19 protein-coding genes are annotated in these 24,289 nt (G+C 41.5%); 6 read left to right on the plus strand and 13 right to left on the minus strand.

What is annotated here, in order from left to right; translation table 11 throughout:
- Nucleotides 1-3: 3 nt before the first annotated feature.
- Nucleotides 4-2,100: an ATP-dependent zinc metalloprotease FtsH gene (gene ftsH, locus R8N23_RS18385; protein ID WP_318173067.1), complete on the minus strand. Its 2,097-nt coding sequence runs from the start codon at nucleotides 2,098-2,100 to the stop codon at nucleotides 4-6.
- Between the two features lie 49 nt (nucleotides 2,101-2,149).
- A complete protein-coding gene (gene rsfS / locus R8N23_RS18390; protein ID WP_318173068.1) occupies nucleotides 2,150-2,521 on the minus strand; it encodes a ribosome silencing factor in 372 nt (123 codons plus the stop codon).
- A 40-nt stretch (nucleotides 2,522-2,561) separates the two neighbouring features.
- On the opposite strand from rsfS, the gene R8N23_RS18395 reads away from it, so the two are divergent.
- Nucleotides 2,562-3,317 (plus strand): biotin--[acetyl-CoA-carboxylase] ligase, encoded by a 756-nt coding sequence (locus R8N23_RS18395; protein ID WP_318173069.1) that lies wholly within the window; start codon nucleotides 2,562-2,564, stop codon nucleotides 3,315-3,317.
- A 72-nt stretch (nucleotides 3,318-3,389) separates the two neighbouring features.
- The gene (ahcY, locus tag R8N23_RS18400) at nucleotides 3,390-4,691 is read left to right on the plus strand and encodes an adenosylhomocysteinase (protein WP_318173070.1); all 1,302 of its coding nucleotides are present in this window, start codon (nucleotides 3,390-3,392) and stop codon (nucleotides 4,689-4,691) included.
- A gap of 545 nt (nucleotides 4,692-5,236) precedes the next feature.
- Here ahcY and R8N23_RS18405 read toward each other — a convergent pair.
- The 7 genes from R8N23_RS18405 to R8N23_RS18435 all read right to left on the minus strand — a co-directional run bounded on the left by R8N23_RS18405 (nucleotide 5,237) and on the right by R8N23_RS18435 (nucleotide 19,386).
- On the minus strand, nucleotides 5,237-8,821 hold the full coding sequence (locus R8N23_RS18405) for a carbohydrate-binding protein (protein WP_318173071.1): 3,585 nt from the start codon (nucleotides 8,819-8,821) through the stop codon (nucleotides 5,237-5,239).
- Between the two features lie 199 nt (nucleotides 8,822-9,020).
- Complete coding sequence (locus R8N23_RS18410; protein WP_318173072.1) at nucleotides 9,021-10,481, minus strand: glycoside hydrolase family 30 protein; 1,461 nt, start codon at nucleotides 10,479-10,481, stop codon at nucleotides 9,021-9,023.
- A gap of 7 nt (nucleotides 10,482-10,488) precedes the next feature.
- On the minus strand, nucleotides 10,489-11,934 hold the full coding sequence (locus tag R8N23_RS18415; RefSeq protein WP_318173073.1) for a glycoside hydrolase family 30 protein: 1,446 nt from the start codon (nucleotides 11,932-11,934) through the stop codon (nucleotides 10,489-10,491).
- A gap of 68 nt (nucleotides 11,935-12,002) precedes the next feature.
- The gene (locus R8N23_RS18420) at nucleotides 12,003-12,959 is read right to left on the minus strand and encodes a PKD domain-containing protein (protein ID WP_318173074.1); all 957 of its coding nucleotides are present in this window, start codon (nucleotides 12,957-12,959) and stop codon (nucleotides 12,003-12,005) included.
- 62 nt (nucleotides 12,960-13,021) lie between these two features.
- Nucleotides 13,022-14,485 carry a RagB/SusD family nutrient uptake outer membrane protein gene (locus R8N23_RS18425; protein WP_318173075.1) on the minus strand — a complete coding sequence of 488 codons (1,464 nt, stop codon included), beginning with the start codon at nucleotides 14,483-14,485 and terminating at the stop codon, nucleotides 13,022-13,024.
- A gap of 20 nt (nucleotides 14,486-14,505) precedes the next feature.
- Nucleotides 14,506-17,463: a TonB-dependent receptor gene (locus R8N23_RS18430; protein ID WP_318173076.1), complete on the minus strand. Its 2,958-nt coding sequence runs from the start codon at nucleotides 17,461-17,463 to the stop codon at nucleotides 14,506-14,508.
- Between the two features lie 270 nt (nucleotides 17,464-17,733).
- Complete coding sequence (locus R8N23_RS18435) at nucleotides 17,734-19,386, minus strand: DUF6377 domain-containing protein (RefSeq protein WP_318173077.1); 1,653 nt, start codon at nucleotides 19,384-19,386, stop codon at nucleotides 17,734-17,736.
- Nucleotides 19,387-19,711: 325 nt separating this feature from the next.
- Here R8N23_RS18435 and R8N23_RS18440 point away from each other — a divergent pair, with 325 nt between their 5' ends.
- The 4 genes from R8N23_RS18440 to nadD are packed head-to-tail and all read left to right on the plus strand — an operon-like array spanning nucleotide 19,712 to nucleotide 21,742.
- Nucleotides 19,712-20,290, plus strand: a complete 579-nt coding sequence (locus R8N23_RS18440) for a sigma-70 family RNA polymerase sigma factor (RefSeq protein WP_318173078.1) — start codon at nucleotides 19,712-19,714, stop codon at nucleotides 20,288-20,290.
- 47 nt (nucleotides 20,291-20,337) lie between these two features.
- Nucleotides 20,338-20,586: a zf-HC2 domain-containing protein gene (locus R8N23_RS18445; protein ID WP_318173079.1), complete on the plus strand. Its 249-nt coding sequence runs from the start codon at nucleotides 20,338-20,340 to the stop codon at nucleotides 20,584-20,586.
- Between the two features lie 3 nt (nucleotides 20,587-20,589).
- Complete coding sequence (gene gmk, locus R8N23_RS18450) at nucleotides 20,590-21,159, plus strand: guanylate kinase (RefSeq protein ID WP_318173080.1); 570 nt, start codon at nucleotides 20,590-20,592, stop codon at nucleotides 21,157-21,159.
- Between the two features lie 10 nt (nucleotides 21,160-21,169).
- The gene (gene nadD, locus R8N23_RS18455; protein WP_318173081.1) at nucleotides 21,170-21,742 is read left to right on the plus strand and encodes a nicotinate (nicotinamide) nucleotide adenylyltransferase; all 573 of its coding nucleotides are present in this window, start codon (nucleotides 21,170-21,172) and stop codon (nucleotides 21,740-21,742) included.
- Here the strand turns inward: nadD and frr are convergent, their stop codons facing one another.
- From frr to R8N23_RS18475, 4 genes are all read right to left on the minus strand, one after another.
- A complete protein-coding gene (frr, locus tag R8N23_RS18460; protein WP_318173082.1) occupies nucleotides 21,743-22,303 on the minus strand; it encodes a ribosome recycling factor in 561 nt (186 codons plus the stop codon).
- 58 nt (nucleotides 22,304-22,361) lie between these two features.
- Entirely contained in the window at nucleotides 22,362-23,066 is a 705-nt protein-coding gene (gene pyrH / locus R8N23_RS18465) for a UMP kinase (RefSeq protein ID WP_318173083.1), read from the minus strand.
- 68 nt (nucleotides 23,067-23,134) lie between these two features.
- The gene (locus tag R8N23_RS18470) at nucleotides 23,135-23,629 is read right to left on the minus strand and encodes a biotin/lipoyl-containing protein (RefSeq protein WP_318173084.1); all 495 of its coding nucleotides are present in this window, start codon (nucleotides 23,627-23,629) and stop codon (nucleotides 23,135-23,137) included.
- A 62-nt stretch (nucleotides 23,630-23,691) separates the two neighbouring features.
- Nucleotides 23,692-24,156, minus strand: coding sequence for an Lrp/AsnC ligand binding domain-containing protein (locus R8N23_RS18475; protein WP_318173085.1), 465 nt, complete (start codon nucleotides 24,154-24,156; stop codon nucleotides 23,692-23,694).
- Nucleotides 24,157-24,289: the final 133 nt, after the last annotated feature.

The raw sequence follows: 24,289 nt of genomic DNA on the forward strand, positions 1-24,289 counted from the left end.
GTATTATTTAGAATCTTCCGTTGTTTCTTCGAGATTCTCAGGAGCGGATGAAGGATCTTCCTCTTCGCTCTCCACTTCTGATTTTATCTCAGATTTGAGTTCTTCGATCGCCTTTTCATTCTTCGCCTCTTCTTCACCTTTTGGACCTAAAGCACCATTAGTAAAGGCGGCATAATTGGTGTCTTTTTCAAAAGGTCGTTTCCCAATTAACTCTTCCAAATCTGCCTGAAATATTATTTCTTTCTCTAGAAGTTCAGAAGCAATTTTCTCAAGCTGCTCACGCTTATCGCTCAATAGCTTCTTGGTTCTAGCATACGCCTCATCTACGATTTTCTTCACTTCCTTATCTATCAACTCTGCGGTTGCATCAGAATAAGGCTTATTGAAGTTGTACTCAGATTGTTTGCTATCATAGAATGAAATATTCCCAATAGCTTCGTTCATACCATAGACAGTCACAATGCTGTAAGCCATTTTGGTAATCCTTTCCAAATCACTCAAAGCGCCAGTAGATATTTTACCAAAAACAATCTCCTCTGCAGCTCTACCACCTAGCGCCATGCACATTTCGTCCATCAATTGTTCAGTCTGGTGTAGGTGCTGTTCTCTTGGCAGGTATTGAGCATATCCAAGCGCGGCATAGCCTCTTGGTACAATACTCACTTTCACCAATGGATCTGCATGTTCTAAAAACCAACCAGCGACTGCATGACCAGCCTCATGGTAGGCAACAATTTTCTTTTCTTCAGGAGATATGATTTTACTCTTTTTCTCCAGTCCCCCAATCACTCTGTCTATAGCGTCTTGGAAATCTTTAAGATCCACTGCTTTTTTATCTTTTCTTGCAGCAATCAGTGCAGCCTCATTACAAACATTGGCAATTTCTGCGCCGGCAAAGCCTGGTGTCTGAGCTGCCAATTTCCTTGAATCCACATCTTTATCCGATTTGATAGGTCCCAAATGCACTTTGAAAATAGCATCTCGTCCTACTATATCTGGCTTGTCGATGCTAATTTGTCTATCAAATCGTCCAGGTCTCAAAAGCGCCGAATCTAGCACATCAGGACGGTTGGTAGCAGCTAATATGATTACACCTGAATCAGTAGAGAATCCATCCATCTCTACAAGCAGAGAGTTCAAAGTATTTTCTCTTTCGTCATTAGAACCCGGCATCTGGCCTTTACCTCTAGATCGCCCGATAGCATCTATCTCATCAATAAACACAATACAAGGAGCCTTTTCTTTTGCTTGTTTAAATAAGTCTCTTACTCTCGCAGCTCCTACACCTACAAACATCTCCACAAAATCAGAACCTGATAAAGTAAAAAATGGCACCGCAGCCTCACCGGCTACAGCTTTCGCTAATAAGGTTTTACCTGTACCTGGAGGGCCTACCAATAATGCTCCTTTAGGAATCTTACCACCTAGCTTGGTGAATTTTGAAGGATTCTTCAAGAAATCAACAATTTCTTTTACCTCCTCTTTAGCTTCGTCCAGACCAGCCACATTATCAAATGTGATTTTGACTTTGTTTTCCGCATCAAACAACGCCGCTCTAGATTTACCAATATTAAATATCTGCCCACCAGGACCTCCGCCTCCGGTCATTCTTCTCATCAGCAGCCAAAAGCCTAAAATGATGATAATAAAGAATCCTGAGTTTAAAAATATATGAGTGTAATCCGAACGATCATCAACTAAATACTCATAGTCGTTGCCTGACTTCAACTGTGCATCCAACTCTTTTTTCTTACTCGCGAAAATGTCAATGCTTTCTATTTTGAAAAAGTATTGAGGCCCGGTGTTTTGAACACCAAATCTGTTTTGTTGTTCTAACTGAATTTTGTATTTGCTATTCTGCAAAGCCTCAGGCTTCAGCGTAACTTCTACAATTTTTTGATTTCCTATCAATGTTACTTTTTCCACATCATTGCTAAGCACCATTTGCTCAAACCTCTTGAAGGAAATTTCAACTGCAGAATTATTATTTGAAAAGTACGAGATGCCAAATATGAAGGCCATAAGACCTAAAATGACCCAAATTTGATAGTTGGGTTTGTTGGGCTGATTGGTACTATTCTTTCTCGGTTTATCCGCCATTATTAATTATTTATAAAATTGTTCTTAACGCCTTACTGCTGATTTAGTTTTAATCTTCGATAGAAGTGATGATTGCATCCCCCCAAAGTTTCTCCAGGGAGTAAAATTCTCTTCGGTCTTTTCTAAAGATATGCACCACTACATTGGCATAATCCATCAAAATCCATTCTCTATTTTCCTTCCCTTCCTTTCTCCAAGGATTATCCGAAATGGTTTTGTAGACTTCTTTTTCTACAGAGTCAGAAATGGCATCGATTTGTGTATCCGAATTACCCGAGCAAATTACAAAAAAATCAGCGACAGCGTTACCAATATCTCTCAAATCTATCAACACAATATCAGAAGCTTTCAATTCCTTCATTCCTTGTATCACTGCATTACTCAAGATTTTAGAATTTTGAGCTTCCTTTATTTCTGTCATGCTTTGTCTCTAACTTTACCACAAAATTAACCAATATATATTGCATAAATTCTTTGCCAAAACTCAATTCCTTGGAAAAAAGGTTCTTTTTCTGTCACAATGTCACTCGACTAATGACAAGGCCGCCGAGCTATTGAAAGAGAAACCACAAATAGAGGGCACAACCATCATCACCCAAAATCAAACTCAGGGTCGTGGTCAAAGAGGCAACACTTGGGAAAGTGAACCCGGCAAGAATGCAACCTTTACTGTGATCCTAAAACCGACCACTATCCTAACACAAAGCCAATTTCAACTTCATTTGATTACAACATTAGCCATACACCAAACTCTTTTCCCAATTCTCGGCAAGGAACTAAAAATCAAATGGCCCAATGACATATACTATAGAGACAGGAAACTCGGAGGTATTCTTATAGAGAACACCTTAAAAGGTTCTCAGATTGAATCTTCAATTGTGGGTATTGGCATAAATATCAACCAGTCACTTTTCCGTGATTTACGAGCCACCTCTTTATTAGATATTACCGAAAATGAATATGAAATAAATGACATTATTGAACAGATTCTAATTGAATTGGAAAAAAAATACCTCGAACTCAAAAGCGGAAAACTCAAGATACTGCAAGCCCAATACCTAAGGCGATTATATCTTTTCAATGAAGAGAAAAGGTTCGAGGCAGCCGGAAGAATATTCAACGGCAAAATAATCGGCGTCAACACTCATGGATTATTGCAAATTCAAGAAAATGAGATGGTACATGAGTTTGCTTTTAAAGAAGTCGTTTACAAGTGAACTAAAAGTAAGTTTTTGCGTCATCAAATAAACACTTAACTTTGCAGTCGCAAAATTGAAAAATATAAAGAAATGATAGATACAGCATCAAAATTCAAGGTAAAGGACATTAGCCTGGCTGATTGGGGCCGAAAAGAAATCAAACTGGCGGAGGCGGAAATGCCCGGCTTGATGTCACTACGAGAAGAGTACGGAAAAAGCAAGCCGCTGGCAGGCGCAAGAATCGCAGGATGTCTTCACATGACTATCCAGACTGCAGTTTTGATCGAAACTTTGGTTGAACTTGGCGCAGAAGTAACCTGGTCTTCATGTAATATTTTCTCTACACAAGATCATGCAGCAGCGGCTATCGCAGCAGCTGGTATTCCAGTTTATGCTTGGAAAGGTTTGACCGACGAAGAATTCGATTGGTGTATCGAGCAAACATTGACAGCTTTCGAAGGAGATAAGCCTTTGAACATGATTTTGGATGATGGAGGTGACTTGACCAACATGGTTTTCGACAAATTCCCAGAATTGGTAAAAGACATCAAAGGATTGTCTGAAGAGACGACTACTGGTGTACACAGATTGCAAGAAAGAGAAGCTAATGGCACCCTAGTTATGCCAGCTATTAATGTAAATGACTCTGTAACTAAGTCAAAGTTTGACAACAAATACGGATGTAAAGAATCATTAGTAGATGCAATCAGACGAGCAACTGACGTGATGATGGCTGGCAAAGTAGCCGTAGTTGCTGGATATGGCGACGTTGGAAAAGGATCTGCAGCTTCACTAAGAGGTGCAGGTGCGAGAGTAATTGTAACTGAAATTGATCCAATATGTGCGCTACAAGCTGCCATGGACGGTTTTGCTGTAAAGAAAATGGATGATGTAGTAGGTGAAGGAGACATTATCGTAACCACAACTGGAAACAAAGACATTATCGTTGGTCGTCATTTCGAAAAAATGAAAGACAAGGCTATCGTTTGTAACATTGGCCATTTCGATAATGAAATAGATGTAGCTTGGTTGAATGCTAACGCCAAGAAAAATGAAATCAAACCTCAGGTAGACCTTTATGATCTGAATGGGAAAGAGATCATTCTATTAGCTGAAGGTAGATTAGTAAACTTGGGATGTGCTACTGGCCACCCATCTTTCGTAATGTCGAATTCATTTACGAACCAAACATTGGCACAAATCGAATTATGGACAAATACTGACGCCTACGAAAATAAAGTTTATATGCTTCCTAAGCACTTAGACGAGAAAGTAGCTAGACTACATTTGGCGAAAATAGGTGTGGATCTAGATGTATTGAGCCAAGAACAAGCAGAATATATCGGAGTAACACCAGAAGGGCCATATAAGCCTGAATACTACAGATACTAAGAAAGTTTGAATTACGAAAAGTAAAAGGTCATGATACATTGTATCATGACCTTTTTTTATAACTGAATTCCAAAACAGGGTTTGCTTACTATAGGATCAAGCGAAAAATTGGAGGATTGGGAATTTCAAGATACGATCATCATTTTCTGCTCTCCGATTCTTTCGCCTCGCCGGCGGGCCAAACTTTTCCATTGATGAAAAGTTTTCGCAGCGGCGAACCGTCAAAAATCTAGGCGTGCATTCATTTCTTAACGCTTTTTTCAGCTCAAAATCAGGAAATAAAAGAAACTCGTCCGTCTTGATTTACAATAACCAAACACATTCCTATCAAGGACTCAAACAGCTTTTATTTCTTATCTGATTTTGAACTAAAAAATGCTAAAATGAATGGATGCCGGAATCATAAAAATACCACTACTCCACAGATTGATTATTTGAAACATATTATACACCAAACGACAAAGCAATAGCACCACATAAAGTCGCACTATTTGCTTTGCCTATTTAGCACAAGGCCACCCCCCAGTGGCCCTTTCGCGTGTTTATTACTGCACTTTGAATTTTATTCTACTTTTGGCATTTCCATTTTGGGACAATACAGCAAAGTACAATCCTGGACTAAAGGCCGAAACATCTATTGTAGTTTCTAAAAGACCCTTCACTTGAATGGAGGCCTTCATTTCGCCCATCAGACCGTAAATCATTAGCTGGTCGTATTGACTCCCTAAGCCTGTAAGAGTAACCTCCGTGTTCGCGGGATTTGGAAACAAACTGAGTTTCACTTTATCAAAGTCTTGCTGGGTCGTTCGAATTCTCGCGCCAGAAGTGTTGTTGATTTCTATCCAGTTGAGATTCAATCCACCAGATGGGAAAGCAAGTGCCAAATCTTGCACGCCAGCTTGTAAGTTCACAGTATGTGAAATCGTAGTCCAATTCTGCCAACCGCCAGTGGATGAGACATTTACTGATCCGAAAACTGTTCCTCCACCAAATTGCTCCAGCTGAATCTGACCACCGCCATTTTGACTGGCCACACGATAACTGACTGTATAAGCACCTGTAGCAGGAATGTCTACTTCATAGCCAGCCCAGTCGCCACCGTCGATCCAGCCGATGTTTTGACCACCGCCAGTATCTGAGGTATTCTCTGTTTGCAATCCATACATTTCGAAATAGTCTTCTGCTTCAATTCTAAGTGCGGTACCAGACGAACCATTATTCACTGAGATGGTCACAGCAGAGGCACTACTATCATCTTCTCCATCATTCACTATCAACTGGAAAGTATAAGAATTGCCGTCCGACAATCCACTGACCGTTGGTGAAACAGCGGATGAGTTAGAGATCGAAACATTGTCTCCAGCCACTTGTGTCCAGCTATAGTTCAGCGATGAAGGACCAGCGTCCGGGTCACTACTTCCACTTCCATCTAAACTTGTAGAAGACGTTCCGCTAGCCAACGTTTGGTTACTACCTGCATCTGCCACGGGTGCTTGGTTTGGAATTACGACACCACCTGAGGCTATCTCCAACCAGTTGATATTGAACCCTCCGCCAGTGATCGAAATTCGATAGTCGTTGCTGCCTGCAGGCAAAGTGACCGTCTGAGTGATGGGCTTCCAATCCTGCCAACCATTAGAACCTGACTCGCTCACATCTACGCTGCCATGATTCGTGCTCCCATTGTTGGTGGTGAGATCGAATGTACCTTGATTGTTTTGGCTAGCCACACGATAGGTGATCGTGTAGGTGCCTGACACAGGAATATTGATATTATCAAACTGAATCCAATCTCCCCCATCGATCCAACCTACATTTTGTCCGCCTTCTTGGCAGTCTTCGGTTTGGATGCCATTTTGCGAAGAATAATTCTCCGCCTCCAATCTCAACGGGAATGAAACAGGTGCCTGATCTACTGATACCGACACCGAGGATGGCGCACTGCTTTTGGAACCATCATTCACGACCAACTGAAATTCATAAGAATTGCCAGCACTTAGGCCAGATACGATTGGCGACTCAGCCGTAGCATCAGAAAGGCTCACCGTATTACCTGAAGTCTGTGTCCATGCATAAGTCAAAGCTGAAGGCCCGTTGTCCGAGTCGTAGCTGCCGCTTCCATCGAGCGTGGTCGATGTAGCACTGCTGGACAAGGACTGATCAACTCCCGCATCAGCTACTGGAGCGGCATTAGGTGCACCCGAAGTCAAGGTGAACGAATTTAAATTGACACTACCTCCACTAAAGTAAATCTGCATAACCTGCTCGCCCGCACTTAATTCAACGGCTTCCGCCTCCACGGTTTCCCACGCATTCCAATCGCCTGTAGCAGGAATATCGGTAGTCGCCAAGGTAGTGCCAGCTACCTTAAGTTGGATTTGACCTGTGTTTTCTGGGGTAGCTACTCGATAGGACAGATAGTAAGTTCCTGAACTGGACACATCCACGGTGTATTCCAGCCACTCGCCTTCATCCACCCATCCCACATTGTAATCCGAGTCTCCATCTACAGTTGCAGAAATATCTACATTACCCTCTCGGTAATCACCGCCATTGTTGCCATCTCCAGTATCAAAATAAGCTTGACCGGAACATCCTGCGTCAAAATTTTCGGCTTCGACCGTTCCAGGCAAATTGGCCGCTGTGCCCAAATAAGGACTTTGTGTGCCACCACAAGGTGTACATACCTGGAGGTTGACCCCACGAGGGCAAGAACCTACAGCTGTAACGATGTAAGAATAGCACGTTTCGTCAGAGAGTCCGCTGTCAACGTAAGACGTGCTATTTGCCGGTAAGGTGGCGATGGTAGCGCCGTTTCTAGCTACGGTATAGTGATCTTCACCATTGGCAGTATCTCCCCAGGTCAGGGTGATTTGGTTTGGTGTGGGTGTACCTCCATCCAAATTAGCTGGTGCTCCAAGATCACAAGGGGGCTTGGTGGCGTCATAATACCCTTCGTGCCAGATGATATCTGCAGATCCATTGGCAATATTGTTTTGTGCAAAATCGATCATATCCTCATAGAGAGAGGCTGGTGCGGTGCCGCCGCTATTTATAAATGACTTTAGACTTTCATAGGCCGAATTGGGCGGAATAGTCCACAGCGTTCTGTCGTGGGACATCTTCTTGAATGACCATGGGAAATAATCGACATTGTTGGCAATACACCAATCGGTCATCGCTCTGATATTGTATTCGTCCGCTTCTCCGTATTCTCCCATGATCAAAGGCACATCGAGCTTCGTCGCAATGGCTGCTCTTTCGTCCAGGACTGGGCCGTCGCCGGCATAGTTTCCTGAATAGTGGTGCAGCTGATAGACCAGATTGTTGTCCCAGCGACTGTTGATACCGGTAGAGTCCTGTGTCACTGGATCCATCCAATCTATTTTGGTCAGGTCGGAAGACCACCAAGAGCCTTCTGCTACGATGATGTGATTGTTGTCCACTTCTCTGATGGCATTTCTCATCTCTATGAGCGAACCCAACAGTTCATACTCGCGGTTAGGCTGCGGCACAGGCTCATTGATCAGATCATAGCCCCAGACTACGGGTTCGTTTTTGTAGTAGTTGGCAATATGCTTCCAGACCGTACTTGCGATTTGCACATTGTTTCCGTCCCAAAATTTGACAGAACTACGCACTTGATTAGGTGCCGCTTGCGAATTTACATTGTCGCTATGATCGCCCGGATTTTGATAACCTGGAGCGGCGTGCATGTCCAATAGCACATACATACCTTCATTGCGACAAAACTCAATCACTCGATCGAAGTACTGAAAACCATCATTTTTCAGCGCATCGTTCTCCCAAAACATATTGAAATGAAAAGGCACTCTAACCGAATTGTAGCCCAATGCCTTCAAATCTGAAATCCCTTGCTGAGTCAGGTAATTCATTCTCCACTGATGCTCAAACTCTTTGGCCTTGGCCATGTCGTTACCAAAAGCTTCACTCACGCTTTGCAGAAACTGCGAATGCGTTCTGTAGTTGAAGTCACCCATCATCAGGTAACCTTCCCATAGCAACCAATTCCCCAGATTCATGCCGCTGAAGTAAATGTCATTGCCATTTTCGTCTAAAATTTGCGTTCCGTCCGTGTGCACGAATTGTGCGGATACGGGACTACGCATGCAAAGAAAAGATAAGAGCAGCAGTAGCAGCACTCCACCTTTTCGCGATAATAAATGATACATGTTCGTCATATAATAGTAGTTTAGTTACAATTTGTATCGCCCCCAATGGAGCATTTGACTTTTCAAGTCAAAAAAATAAAAGGGGGGAGTATCGAACTTTGTGCTGCCTTATATAACTACCGCGAAGGCTAACTTTCTAATAGAGAACCGTCTGAATAGCCCTGGCCGGTATCTTCAGATTGGTCACTTGGTCGCCTACATAAAGTTTATATGTAATCTCTTCGTCACTTTCATTCATCACGATGGTCGCCATAGACTGGTCCTCGTTGCACCAGGTAGTCGCCATCAGCGTACTTCTGCTGGCCACAGTACTCACGCGCTGTGCTCCTGGTCTGATAAACTTCGAAAAATGCCCTATGTAGTAGTAGGACGGTGTGTATATCAACTCCCCTGTGCGCGTATCACCATGTATAGGCGCAAAACAAAAATTCTCCACATGATTAGGCCCGCCTGTCTGATCCAATAGAATATTCCAATCGGTCCAGCCAGCCGTACCATTGTTAAAATCATTGATCATGGACTTACCATATCTCTCGGCATTTGGCCAATATTGGTATTTGGCAGCGTCAAAGTTTTCATTGCATCCTTCAGTAAACATCAACTGCTTGTCAGGAAAAGATTCTTTCACTTTGCCCACATTTTCAAACTTGGGGTCTGATCCAGTCCAGGTTTCGTACCAATGAAAGCCCGTTCCCCAGACATACTTGGCTGCTTCAGGGTCTTCCAATATCGTATTGGCCCTATTGGTAATCAGGTCCCGATTGTGATCCCATACGATGATATTTTTATCACCAAGCCCCTCTTTTTGAAGGGTAGGACCCAAATGATTTTTAACAAAATCTCTTTCCTGACTGGCCGTGTAAATGCATGACTCCCAGCGCTGAGTAGCCATGGGTTCATTTTGTATCGTCAGCCCCCAAATCGGGATGTCCAAGGCTTCATATTCTTGAATAAATTTGGCGTAATACAGCGCCCAAGAATCATAATAGTCTGGCAGCAAACTACCGCCTTTGAGCATGTCTCCATTGGACTTCATAAAGGCAGGTGGCGACCAGGGCGAAACATAGGTCATCAACTCCCCACCGGCTTCTGCGATCGCACGCTTCATCATCGGTATTCGATACTCTAAGTCGTGGGAAATATTGAAAGTCTGCAACTCCTTGTCTCCGTCTGCTACATAGGTATAAGAATTCGGACTAAAATCGCAGCTGTGAATATGCGTCCTCAATAATGAATAATTAATGCCGTCTACGGAGTAATAGGCCTTGATCAGCTCATCTTGTTTGTCCTTTGGCAGTTTGGCAAAGGTTTCTGCGGAAGCATCTGTGATTGCGCCTCCTATGCCTACAAACTTTTGAAAACGTTTGTTAGGATTTATAAAAATAGAAAGCTCTGTTTCGAGTGGTTGTTTTCCTGGCTCAAATATTTGATTTCCCATATCGGCCAATCGTAAATCTGTATCCTTAGCAGTGAGAAAAACCTTAGCTTCTTTTAAAGTTATTGACAGATATTGATTTTCTTTTCTGGAATCTATGGACTTGGATGCGCAAGCATTAAAGAAAATAAAGGCAAGTAGAAAGTAAATTGTATTTTTCATGTTTTTATTATTCATTCCATACATAAGTAGCAACAGATCCGGCATCCAAGACGGTTGAGAATTGGACATCACCCTGGTCTACGTTGATTGTTTTGGTGGACTCACCATTGTTTAGCACGATGAGAACCACTTGACTATCTTCGGTTTTGAAAGCCACATTGGAGATATCTCCGTCGCTATTCGAGAGAATTCGAATACTGCCAGGCCGCACGTATCTAGACGCATGCGCCACCACATAGTATCCTGCATTGTAAGTGACATTGTCGCCATCTATCGTGATGCCCCCCAGGCACTGATCACATCCTCCATCGGTGTAAGGTTCGAGGTTGGGGTCTGATGAGAGGTTCCATTCGATCACATTTTTACTCCAGTTTCTGGTAGCTCCGATGATCAATTCTCGAACGTGCCACTTCAAATCGCCCGAAAAATTGCCCGGCGCACCGAACCACTGCTCTGTGAAATAGATATTCTTTTCCGGATAGGCGTTTCTCACTTGAGTTAGCGCACTGATATCACCACCATATAAGTGAAATCCAGATCCATCCACGTATTGATAGGCCTCCTCATCGGCCAAGATCGTCATTGGGTAATCCGGTCTATCTGCATTGTGATCATATAGGATGATTTTGGTGTCGATATTTCTTTCTTCAAAAGTGGGCCCCAAGGCTGTTTTTATAAAAGCCAACTGTTCTTCAGCTGACATGCTCATGCTAGGGTTGTTGCCAGGATGCAACGGCTCATTTTGCACAGACATACTTTCAATAGTGATATTTTCAGTTGCCATCGCTTCTATGTACTTGGCCAGGTAGAGCGCGTAAGAATCATAATATTTCTCCAGTAATTGGCCACCCTTGCTAGATCCATTGGTCTTCATCCAAGTGGGTGGTGACCAAGGCGTCGCCATGATTTTGAGGTCAGGATTGATCGCTAAAATTTCTTTCAATATGGGTATCAAGTGGGTTCGATCTGGTTCTATGGAAAATTGTTCTTGCATTTCGTCCGTCTCGCCATCAGGTAAATCATTGTATGAAAATACTGATTCGTCTAGGTCAGAAGCTCCGATGCTGATTCGGATATATGAAATACCAATAGATTCGCCTGTAGTGGCAAAGAGCCTGTTGAGTAGCTGCGCCCGAGCGGCATCTGACATACTGTTGAGATGCAAGGCACTTCCTCCAGTAACGGCAAAACCAAATCCGTCAATTTCTTGATACACTTCAGAGTGATCAATGGTGATTGTATAATTGGCAGTCTCTAAAGGAAAATCTATGCCCGCTTCCTGCAGTGCAAATTTTTGTGTTGCGTTGGAAGTGGTGAGATACATCTGTACCTCTGGGATTTCGCCGACTGGTGGCTCAACCACAGGCGGTTCAAATTCCTCTTCAACTTTATCTTTACATTTCTGATTGGAAAACCCAATAAGCAGCAAGAAAACAAGCAATCTAATTTTCATATTTTTCTATTAAACTGGCGGACAAGATGCCCGCCAGTATTCAAACAATTTTACTATTTGAGGTTATATTAAAGTGCTTCTTTGATCTCAACATTGTCAAGAAATAACCCATCACCAAATCCTGCAGTTTCGCCTTCTGGTGCCCATCCTGATCCTACCTTAAATACCAAGAATATCGAATTATTTGTAGACAATGAGTCTGTAGGAGGAGTAAACATACCCTCAGCATCTAGCATTTGATCATAGGCATTGGCGGAAGTGCATCCTCCTGCTATTTCCATGATGTCGCCTGCAAAAGGACTTGCAATACAATCCTCTCCTTCTCCATATCCCTTAAGTGCTACCTGAGTATATTTGATATCATCTTCTACAACTGGTTCTGCTTTGAGCATGTATACTTCAAACCAAGTGGCTGTAGTACCAGAAGTACTGCTGACATCTGCACTGAATTTGTAAGTTTTACCTCCTTCAAGAGCTACTTCCTGGTAAAGCATATAATTAGAGTACTCATTTGGCGTAGGGTCTTCTCCTTCTATCTCGGGCGGCGTAGAACTGCTCAAAAACACCATCGATGTATCGTTGAATGCATGGTTCATCACATTGTCATCACCACCCCAAAGGCTGGCCAACGTCCAAGCTGAGGCGTCACTCATATCTCCTGCTGTAACCAAATTGGGACCAAAACCAGACACTGTAATGTTTTGTTCCAAAGCATCTGATCCTCCTTCATTAGAAACGGTAAGCGTGACGGTATAAGTACCACTAGCAGTATAGGTGTGTGTGGCATTTTCTGTAGTTACCAATTCTGAATCATCACCAAAATCCCAGCTGAATGTTTCTCCGCCTACAGAAGTGCTGGTAAACGTAACAATGAGGTTGTTATCCTCATTTTTTTCCATAGAAAATCCTGCAATTGGCTCGTCTACTATTGGTGTATTCTCGCCCTCATCGTCGCCACAAGAGATCAATAATGAGCACATCAAAAATGCCATTAAGTACACGCTGTTTTTTAGTAAATTTTTCATAATCATAAGTTTTAATATTTAGTTTTCGTATTGTAAGAATCACCAAGACTGGTGATCGTTTCTTATTTCAGGTTAGGGTTTCTATCAAGTTCTTCTTGAGGGATGGGTAAGTAGATTTTGCTGTCATCCATAGCATAATCGAAAGGTTGGCCAGTCCTCAAATCGATTTCTACTAGTGAAGACATTGTATTCACTACTTCACCAAACCGAACGAGATCATCCCAGCGCTGACCTTCCTGTGCCAATTCCAATCTTCTTTCTTTGAGAATAGCACTCATCATGACACTTTGACTAGCCTGGTCGGCCGCAGTTAGGTTTGCCAATCCCACTCGATTTCTTATTTTGTTTACTTCTTGTGCTGCTTCGCTCAGCCTGTCCAACCCAGCTAAGGCTTCCGCTTTGAGTAAAATAATATCACCGAGTCTAAATAAGTAGAATCTATCTGCACTGGCCCAGCCATCAGCATTTTTCCATTTGTAGGCGAATGGAATAGAGCTGCCTGTGGCATTTCCCCAGAATTCGTCCACCCATGAAACTGTTTCGAAGATGACAGCCGCATTGAGTCGCGTGGCGTCGCCTTCTGCATTATATGCGTCGATCAAGTTGTGCGATGGGGTCGTAAATTTTCTCCAAGTATCTCCTGAAATAGAGGGTGGCAAATGCATCTGTGGACCCCAGGTGCCTTCTGCACCTCCGAGGAATTGTACTTCCATGATCGACTCGTCATTGTTGTAATGATTGCCATCGAACAAGTGCTCATAGTTGATCAATCGATAGCCCGCTGCACTGGCCTCCACTGCTTCTGCATGGCTCAAAGCACTCGCATAGTCCTTGACCGGACGCTGTAGATAAGCCTTGGCAGCCAAGGCATGTGCTGCACCCGCTGTAGCTCTCGCTTTGTTGACGCTGGCATCACTGCCATACGTGTCAGGTAAGAGCGAAATGGCCAGATCCAAGTCAGTAATGATTTGGTCATAAACTTCTTCTTGTGTGTTCTTTACGGGTCTAATTTCACTCGGGTCTGTCGAAGAGGTGAACTTGTCCATAATCGGCACGTCGCCCCAGCTGGTCACCAAGGTATAGTGGTGGTAAGCACGCAGGAAATAAGCCTCTCCCATGATTTGATCTCTACGAGTCTCACTCAAAACAGGGTCTGATACCAATGGCGCCCGCTCCAATACCATATTCGCTTTGGCAATGGCGTTGTATATATTAGACCAATCTTCAAACAATCGAGAATTGGTAGGCGTAACAGTCAACCAATCAAATTGAAATATTTCAGGATTATCACCACCTGCATAGTGATTGTCCGATCTGATATCTTGAAACATTACCTTGTCCCAAGCATAATACTGAGAAGATTGAAACGATTCATAGGCACCAGTGAGTGCTGCTTCAATTTGTCCAGCATTGTCATAACCTACTTCCGTGGTCTCTTCCGAAATGGGTTCAAGATCCAAGAAATCGTTACAACTTGTCATTGTCATTAGTCCACAGACTATGATTGTGTTTATATATTTTTTCATCACTTTTTCGATTTGTATTATTAAAAAGTAAGACTTAGACCGGCGATAATATTTCTCGTCTGAGGATAGGTACCGAAGTCAATTCCCTGAGCGGTATTGCTATAACCAAAGGCATTTACTTCAGGATCGAAGCCACTGTATTTAGTGAAGGTGAACAGGTTTTCGCCAGTCAAATACACTTTGAGTCCGGTGAGTTTGATTTTGGATAATAAGGTGCGTGGTAAGTCATAACCTATAGTCACCGTCTTGATCCGCAAATAGGATGCATCCTCGATAAATCTTGTGGATATTCTGGAGTTGTCTGTATTGCCCCAGCTCGATCTTGGAATGTCAGTAATATCACCGGGCTGCTTCCATCTATCTAACACTGCGGCCGACTGATTTTTAGGATCGGTCATGCCCTCGATATCCATTCTCGAAGCATTCAAAATGTCATTGCCATATGAGCCTTGTAGGAAAACCAATAATGAAATGCCTTTGTAGGAAAAAGTATTGGTCATACCATAAATAAAGTCAGGGTTGGCATTGCCAATGATCCGTCGATCGTCGGCAGTAGGCGCGAATGTGCTGCCTTCGTCTTGTCCGATGTAAAAAGCATCTCCAGTCGCCGGATCTACTCCACCATAAACGTACCCATACAAAGTTCCCAACGGCTCGCCTTCTCTGACTAAACTAGCCTCACCTCTGCCTGCGACATTGCCATCAAAGATCTCTTGTCCAACGATATCCAATACTTCATTTCTGTTGAAAGACAAGTTGATATCAGTATTCCACCTAAACTCAGTATCCACGTTGACAGCGCTCAAGACAAACTCTAAACCTCTGTTTTCTAGTGACCCAATATTTTGAATCGCATTATCGAAACCTGTAGTACGTGGTAGTGGAGCATTGAGCAACAAGTCACTTGTCCGCTTGCGATAGGCATCGATGGTCAGCCCCACTCTATTGTTCCATACGGCTACGTCAACTCCAAAATTGATTTGGTTAGACTCTTCCCACTTCAAGGTAGAATTACTAATAGAAGCAGGGAAAGTACCGGGCTGCGGACTACCCCCAATAGGGTAATTAGCGCCACTGCCTACGAGTCCGAGATAGGAGTATCGATTGGCATCGTCTAGTTGGTCATTTCCCACGATCCCCCATCCAGCTCTTAACTTCAAATCGCTAATCAAACTAGAACTTTTCAAGAAAGTCTCTTCAGACAGTCTCCATCCGGCAGATACCGAAGGAAAAAAACCCCATCTATTCTCCGGGCCAAAAACACTAGATCCATCTGCTCTAAAGTTGGCTGTCAGTAAATATTTGTCATCGAAATCATAAGTCAGTCTACTGATATAAGACTGATTTGCTTTTTCGGATTTACTAGCCGTGGCTTCAATTAATTCAGACCCAGCGTTCGGTGTATGTATACCATTACTCGAGAAATTTTGCGTAACAACTCTATTGTCTTCCCAAAGAAACTTTTGCTGCACAGCTCCAACCAAGACTTCCAAATTACTCTTCCCTAGAGATTTTTTATAGCTCAGCGTATTATCTATGATATAGTATCTGGACTTGTTTGTATTATTTTCTGCACGCCCGTTGAGCGCTTTTCCATAACTAGTCAGATAAGGATCCAGGAAGTAATCGTAAATCCCATCCCCATGGTCAATTCCTATATTTGATTTAAAAGTGAAGCTCTCCAGAAATGAAATTTCTGCGTAGGCATTGGCTAAAAGTCTATTATTTTTATACTGCCTGTCCGATCCGTCGGTACTTGCCAGTGGGTTCTCCCAATTTTGAAAAGGGTTGCTAGTAAATGACCCATCTGAATTATAAATATCAATAATTGAGGGGGTAGACAATGCTCCAAGCAGCACTCCTCCTTGGTTTACACTAAGGTTGTCCGTAACGTCTACATCTGAATAGCTCGTATAGGCAGTACGTGTTCCCACTTTTAGCCAGTCATTGACTTGATGATCTAGGTTTACTTTAAAATTAGCCCTGTTCATTTCTGAACTTCTTACCGCACCTTTTTGATCTGTCCAGCCTCCTGATATGTAGTAATTGGTTTTATCGTCTTTGCCAGAAATAGACAGTTGATAATTTTGAGACACCCCTCTTTGGAATATTTCATCTTGCCAGTCAGTATTGGCAGTGTAGTTGGCCCAATCAGTATTCTGCCCCATCTCCTGCATCAGCTCGATATAGTCTCTACTGCCTAGTACATCTTGTTTTTTCCATACTTCAGAAAACCCTCCATAGGCATTGAAAGCGATTTGGGTTTGCTCCGATGTACCACTTTTGGTGGTAATAAGCACTACCCCATTGGCGCCTTGCGCTCCATAGATGGCTGCCGATGAGGCGTCTTTCAATATTGAAATAGAGGCTACATCTGCCGGATTTATTGATCTTGTATCCGTAGTAGGCACACCGTCAACTACATAGAGCGGCTCACTACTGGCATTGATAGAATTGGTACCTCTAATCCTCAAATTCAATCCTTGTGATGGCTTTCCACTACTAGACATCACTTGCACACCTGCTGCCTTTCCCTGTATGAGTGAACCAATTTGTGTATTGGGTCTGAGGGTCAAATCCTCGTCACCAACTACGGCAATAGATCCAGTCACATCCTTTTGCTCCTGCGAGCCATAGCCCACCACAATGATTTCGTCTAGCGCTATTACGTCTTCTTCCAAACTAACTTTGAAGTAACTCTGCGTACCAACAGTCAGCGTTTGGCTCACGTAGCCTATAGCACTTATCACGATTTGATCCGTTTCTTCGAATTCGTAATTGAGTTCGAAGGTGCCATCGAATTGAGTAATAGTACCTGAAGTACCACCTAGAATTTGAATTGTCACCCCTGGGATTCCTTCTCCAGTAGGGTCTAGAATTTCTCCTTTGATGAGAGTCTGCGCCCATGCAGCAGACACTTGCAAAACCACGATCATCGTGGCTCCAATAATCGTCTTTAGTAATCGTCTTTTATCCATGCTTTTAGTTTTGTATCTCAGTTCTGGCCAATTGATCAACGGCGATCCATTGACCTTCACAAATAAGGCTGAGTAAAAAGCTGAATACCAGCGTCGGTGGCTAAAAAGTGGATGATAGTGGATCTAAAAAAATCCTTACCAACTGATTTTCAATAACATACATGAAATATGCTTTTCGGAAAAAGTGGACTAAATAATCAGGAAATATGTGAGATAAATCTAAAAAGGGAATAATATCAGCTAAACTGAAGGTACCGACTGTTAAGTATATCAGCCTGTGAAGGCGTCGATTTTCATAATTCGATTTTCGAATTCTTCTCTCGGGCTGACAGCTTTATTTTTGACTTTGGCTCTATAATTATAGATGGTATTTACTGAGTAGCGAAGTAGCTTCGAAATTTGAGAACTGTCATCAATGCCCAGACGGATCAAGGCGAATATTCTCAATTCGGTATTGAGCTCTTCTCCTTTTTTCAATATGATTTTTTGATCTTCTTCTAACAGATCGTTCACCCGGTCGACGAAATCTGGATAGATATGGAGAAAAGTAGTATCGAAGGTCTTGTAAAATTCCTCAACCTCCGCGTCAATAAATTCTTGAGAACTGGCCCGAGCCATCAGTTTATCAAACTTTCTGGTAGACACCAACCTTTTCACCATGCGCTGGTAATTTTCCAGTTTATCAATAAACTCAGAGCAGATATTAAGGAAATTGGCAATGTACTGTTCTTTGACCTTATCCGATTCTACCAATTTAGCATTAAGGCTTGTTAGGTTTTGATTAGAGTTGCTCAACTCCTCATTCAGCACTTTCAAAGAATCATTGGCCATATGCAAGGCATTTCGCGTAGAGCGAACCTTCTTCACCTGACGAAAAGTACTGTACAATAAGAAAGCAAGTACAATGAATAAAATACTGATCACAAGCAAATAGCGCTTCAAATCATGGTTTTGCTCATTGATGATATTTTGATAGGCATTGGTGATCAGAGGTAAAATATTAGAGATCTCAACAAATCGCAGGCGCGAATTGAAATACTCGGCATCTTGTGAAGAAAATTGAATGTACTTATAGGCTTTTTCAATTTGACCGTTTTCATATAGGAGCAAAGAGAGCTTCGTGAGCGAGGCGTGATCTTTGATCGAGGCCTGTATGTCTGAACACGCCGAAAGAATGAGATATTTGATCTGATTTTCCACCTGGCCTTTCAGCTCATAAATCAACGACCGCTCGAACGCCACCATAGCATATTGTGAGGTGCCCATTTCAAGATTTTCAAACCTTCTACGATTGATGTCCTCACACAAACCCAATTGACGAGAGTCGCGAAACTCCTTCTCTTGAATCGCCAAAAACTCCGGAGAGTCTTTGCTTAGAATATCTGTCAACGAATCCGAATAGGCTCTATAAAGCGCATCGTATGTCGTTCGGTTCTTCTCCAGCGAAGTATAAAATGACAAATCCTCGTAGATTTTACGATACACATTGTAGTAGCGAATTTTGCCGGTTTTGTCCAGCGCCCTTTCGTTCACCTGGCTGATGATGTCTATACTCTCCTTGTACGCCCCAGACTTCACGAAGAGGGTGGCCTGGATCAATATAGTTTCGTTGAAGGCCTCGGGGTTATCTAATATACTCTGGTCGCTCAAGTTCACATCGATGTAGTGCAAAGTAGAGTCAAAACTAAATATAGAATATTCGGAGATCAGCCGATTGATGACGTGATGCCTTTCGGAAATGCTGATTTCTTCGGAGGCCAAAATGGTTTTGAGATTATTAATTCTGGATAGCTTCGCAGCTTCGTATTCTGCTCGATTGGCCATTTTAGACTCGAGTAGCTGATACAACGAATCCAAATTATCCGATCCATATATTTGCGTAAAGCAAACAAAGCATAAAATGACAGTTACTACTTTTCTCAATGAATGGCTGCTTAAATGTGATCCAAGAAGTACAAATGTGTCATTTTAATCTGAAAAATCTAAATTCATTTTTCTCATCAAATGATTGAAAGTCTGATCAAGAGCATGAGATTGAAAATATAAATCCAGCTTGAAAATAAATATTCATCACTTAATTCAAATCCAAAAGGCCACTTGTCTCCGTATCTACTGAGACAATGTGGCCTTTTTTAATAGTCAAAATGAGTTAAACCATTGATAGAATTTATTAACTCAGCAAAACCGTTTAAATTTAAGAACGTAGGATTGTGTGTTCATACATATATTTGAACGTCAATCAAAACTAATGGAAGAGTCACCGACCAAAAACAACTATTCCACTCAAGCCAAGGATAAAATCTTCAATGAAGAATTTATGCCTAACATCCGTGCTATGTACAACTTTGCCCACCGCCTTACCTATGATGAAGACGATGCCAAAGACCTCGTACAAGACACCTTCATGAAATCATACCGGTTTATTAATTCCTTTCATCAGGGAACTAATGCAAAAGCATGGCTGTTCAGAATCATGAAAAACAGTTTCATCAACGACTTTCGAAAGAAAAGCAAACAACCTACGAAGGTTGATTATCAGGAGGTGGAAGGTTATTACAATTCTGAAGGCACTCAAAAATCAGTTACAACGGATTTGAGAGTAGATACAGTAAAAAACCTCATAGGGGATGAGATAACCAACGCTCTTGCTGCCTTGGATGTAGACTTTAGAACTGTTATTATTCTTTGTGACTTGGAAGGTTTTACCTATGAAGAAATGGCTAAAATATTGGACATTCCAATTGGCACTGTACGGTCCAGACTTCATAGGGCAAGGAATTTGTTGAAAGAAAAATTGCAGTCTTATGCGCAGAGCATGGGATATTAATAATTAGATTTGCCGCAATTGTGAGCTTAAAAAGATTAATACATGAGATGAAATTCCGAACAGGAATGGCCAAATGCACTGAGTATGTTGACTTAGTTCAATTGGTTTTAGATGGTGAAGCCAGTCGTTCTCAGGAAGTATATCTCAAAAGGCATCTTAAAATGTGTTTGAAGTGTCTAGAGCATTACAAACTTGATCAAGAAATAAGGAAGCTTGTACAGTTGAAGTTAGCTAGCAAAGAAGTACCTGAAGGACTAGCTGATACCATTAGAACCAAAATCGCAAAATCTGCTTAATACATGCATAAAGGCAAAGCCATAATTTTTTCTGCTCCATCGGGGTCAGGGAAAACGACCATAGTAAAACACATCCTTTCTCAATTTCCCAACATTGAATTTTCAATTTCTGCATCGACAAGAGACAGAAGAGGACGAACAGAAACCAATGGTAAAGACTATCATTTTTTAACCCCAGACGAATTCAAGAATAAAATAGACAATAATGAATTTGTAGAATGGGAAGAAGTCTATGAAGGCAATTTTTACGGGACACTTAAATCTGAAATTGATAGAATTTGGAAAAAGGGTCATCATGTCATTTTTGATGTAGATGTAAAAGGAGGAATTAGCCTGAAAGAATACTTTGGTGATGACGCCCTTTCCATTTTCGTAAAAGTCTTGGATGAATCCGTACTAGCCGAACGTCTTAAAGATAGAGGTACAGAAGACGAAGCCAGCTTATCCAGAAGACTTTACAAAGCTAAATTTGAGATGTCATTTGAGAATAAGTTCGACGTAACTCTAGTGAATGACAAACTGGAAGACTCATTTGAGAACGCTGAAAAAATGATCAGCGACTTTTTGAAGTAAATTTGGACTTATGAGAGTCGGATTGTTTTTTGGTTCATTCAACCCCATTCACATGGGACATATGATCATTGCTCAAACCATGCTGGACAGTGGGCATATTGATGAACTTTGGTTCGTGATTAGCCCCCAAAACCCATTCAAAAAGAACAAAAACCTTCTTCATGAATTCGATAGGTTGGACATGGTGGATGCTGCCATATCCGAAAACTCTAAATTTCGAACCTCTGATATAGAATTTAACCTACCCAAGCCTAGCTATACTGCACACACTCTAGCAGTCCTCTCTGAAAAGAATCCAGACAAAGAATTTTCACTAATCATCGGAGGAGACAATCTAGCTTCCTTTCACAAATGGAAGAACTATCAAACCATTTTAGAGCATCATGAATTATTGGTATACCCTAGGCCAGCAGATCAGAAGCCTCAAATTGAGATCACTGATCGTATCCATTTTGTGGAAGCACCCTTATTGGATATATCAGCTACCTTCATTCGTTCGAACATAAAAAATGGGCACTCGATCAAATATCTAGTACCCACTGAAGTTGAAGACTTTATTGCTAGAAAAAAGTTCTATCAATAATTAAATCGTCATAATATCTTTTTCCTTAGCTACTACGAGCTCATCAATTTTAGCTACATGACTGTCCGTCAATTTCTGAACGTCACCTTCGGCTCCTTTCACGGCATCTTCTGATACACCTTCCTTTACCAAAGCCTTCAATGAATCGTTAGTATCTTTTCTCACATTTCGAATACTGATTTTCCCATTTTCGGCCTCAGCCCTCACTTGTTTCATCAAATTCAACCTTCTTTCTTCCGTCAGAGGAGGGATATTTATTCTGATCTGTTCACCATCATTTTGAGGATTAAGACCAAGGTCACTGTTGATAATTGCCTTTTCTACGTCAGCAATAATGCTTTTCTCGAATGGCTTAACTGACAATGTCCTTGCATCTGGCGTACTCACTACTGCCACCTGGTTGATTGGAGTCATGGCACCATAGTACTCAACCATCAAACCATCCAACATATTGGGCATGGCTTTTCCAGCTCTTATTTTTCCAAGTTCATGATTACAGTGACTAACAGATTTATCCATTAATTCTTTGGCTTCAGCCAAAAACATTTCTATTTCTTCCATGACTATATTCGATTATTTCAGTGATTGCTCCAAAGATAATAATTTCAGCAACTTTGTTTTATGAGATCAAAGTTCCAACTTCTTCACCAGCTATGATAGCTTTCAAATTTCCTTTTTTATTCATGTCAAACACGATAATTGGCAAGTTGTTTTCTTGACAAAGTGTAAATGCAGTCATATCCATCACATTCAATCCCTTTTCATAAACATCCTGAAAGCTGATACTTGGAAATTTAGTTGCTGAAGCGTCTTTCTCTGGATCGGCAGTATAAACACCATCGACTCTGGTTCCCTTCAACACTACATCAGCTTCCATTTCAATGGCTCTTAAACTGGCTGTTGAGTCCGTTGTAAAATATGGATTGCCAATACCGGCACCAAAAATTACTATTCTACCTTTCTCCAGGTGACGAACAGCACGCCTTTTGATAAATGGCTCACATACTTCTTCGATTTTAATCCCAGACATCAATCGGGTGTAAAGCCCAGTTTTTTCCAAAGCCGATTGTAAGGCCATGGCGTTGATCACGGTTGCCAACATACCCATGTAGTCTCCCTGAACTCTATCAATTCCAGATTCTTCGGCTTGCACACCTCTAAAAATATTGCCTCCACCAATGACAATTGCGATCTCCACTCCCAGGTCCTTGACCTCCTTAATTTCGTTCACATATTGTTCTAGTCTAGTAGCATCTATACCATATTGCTTATCCCCCATTAGGGCTTCGCCACTTAACTTCAACAATATTCTTTTATACTTCATCGGTGATTTGTGATTATCGTGTTAAACAAAAATTTCACAAAGATAGGAGGGAATTCGACACTTGGTATTTATAAGGAAAGTAAAATTTTACCTTTTTCTACACTATCACCTTTTGTTGCATGCAATCCAGAAACCACACCATCTGCAGGGCATTTAATCACGTTTTCCATTTTCATTGCTTCCAAGATCAAAAGGTGATCTCCCTTTTTCACTTCTTGGCCTTCAGAAACTAATACGTCAATTATCAGTCCTGGCATAGGCGCTTTTACATCTTTAGCTCCAGCCTGACCAACTGATTCCATACCTAGTTTTGCCAATAACAAATCCAGGTTGTCCTTAACACTTACTGTATAGGGCGTATTGTTTACTTTAACCTGTACGGTTTTTTCTTCCTTATCAATTGATATGACCTTTGTTTGATAAGATTTATTGTTCACCAGAAAATGAAGGTCTCCGTTTCCTGACTCGGCTACATCAAACTTGAATGACTGGCCATTGAGTAAATATTCCTCTTTCTGCTGATCAATTTCAAATGTGTGTTCTCCTATTTGGGCTTTTTTCATTATTGTGCTGTTTGAGCCAAAAATAACTGCCTTGACTCAAACCACAATAACTCAGGAGAAATTTATCCAAGTTGAATCGGGCGACTCATACTCTCATCCAAAGAAATAAATGTCTCAGTTCGATCGATGCCATCCACCTTCTGAATCTTGTCATGCAACACTTCTCTCAAATGATTAGTGTCTCTACAATGAATTTTGATGAAAATGTTATAATTACCTGTGGTATAATGAATCTTCACTATTTCAGGTATCTCCCTTAATTTATCTACCACTGTATCATAGAGTGAACTCTTCTGCAAATAAATCCCTAAGAAGCAAGTTACATCAAAGCCTAGTTTAGAGTAATCCAACTGTAAGGTTGTTCCTTTTACTACACCGAGCTCTTCCATTTTTTTCATGCGTACATGGACTGTACCGCCAGATACGTAAACCTTCTTTGCAATTTCAGTATAAGGTGTCTTTGCATCCAACATGAGGTGGGAAAGAATCTTCAAATCCACATCATCAATTTCATAATTTTTCGGCATGATTCAATACTGATTTTATTAATTATTCAACAATATTAATAATATATTAAATGATATGTAAATATTTTGCCATTTTTATATGATATTTTTAATATATCAGGGCTTTTCTTAATTTTACATTATCAAAACAAAC

This window comes from Reichenbachiella sp. (genome assembly GCF_033344935.1).
GTDB lineage: Bacteria > Bacteroidota > Bacteroidia > Cytophagales > Cyclobacteriaceae > Reichenbachiella.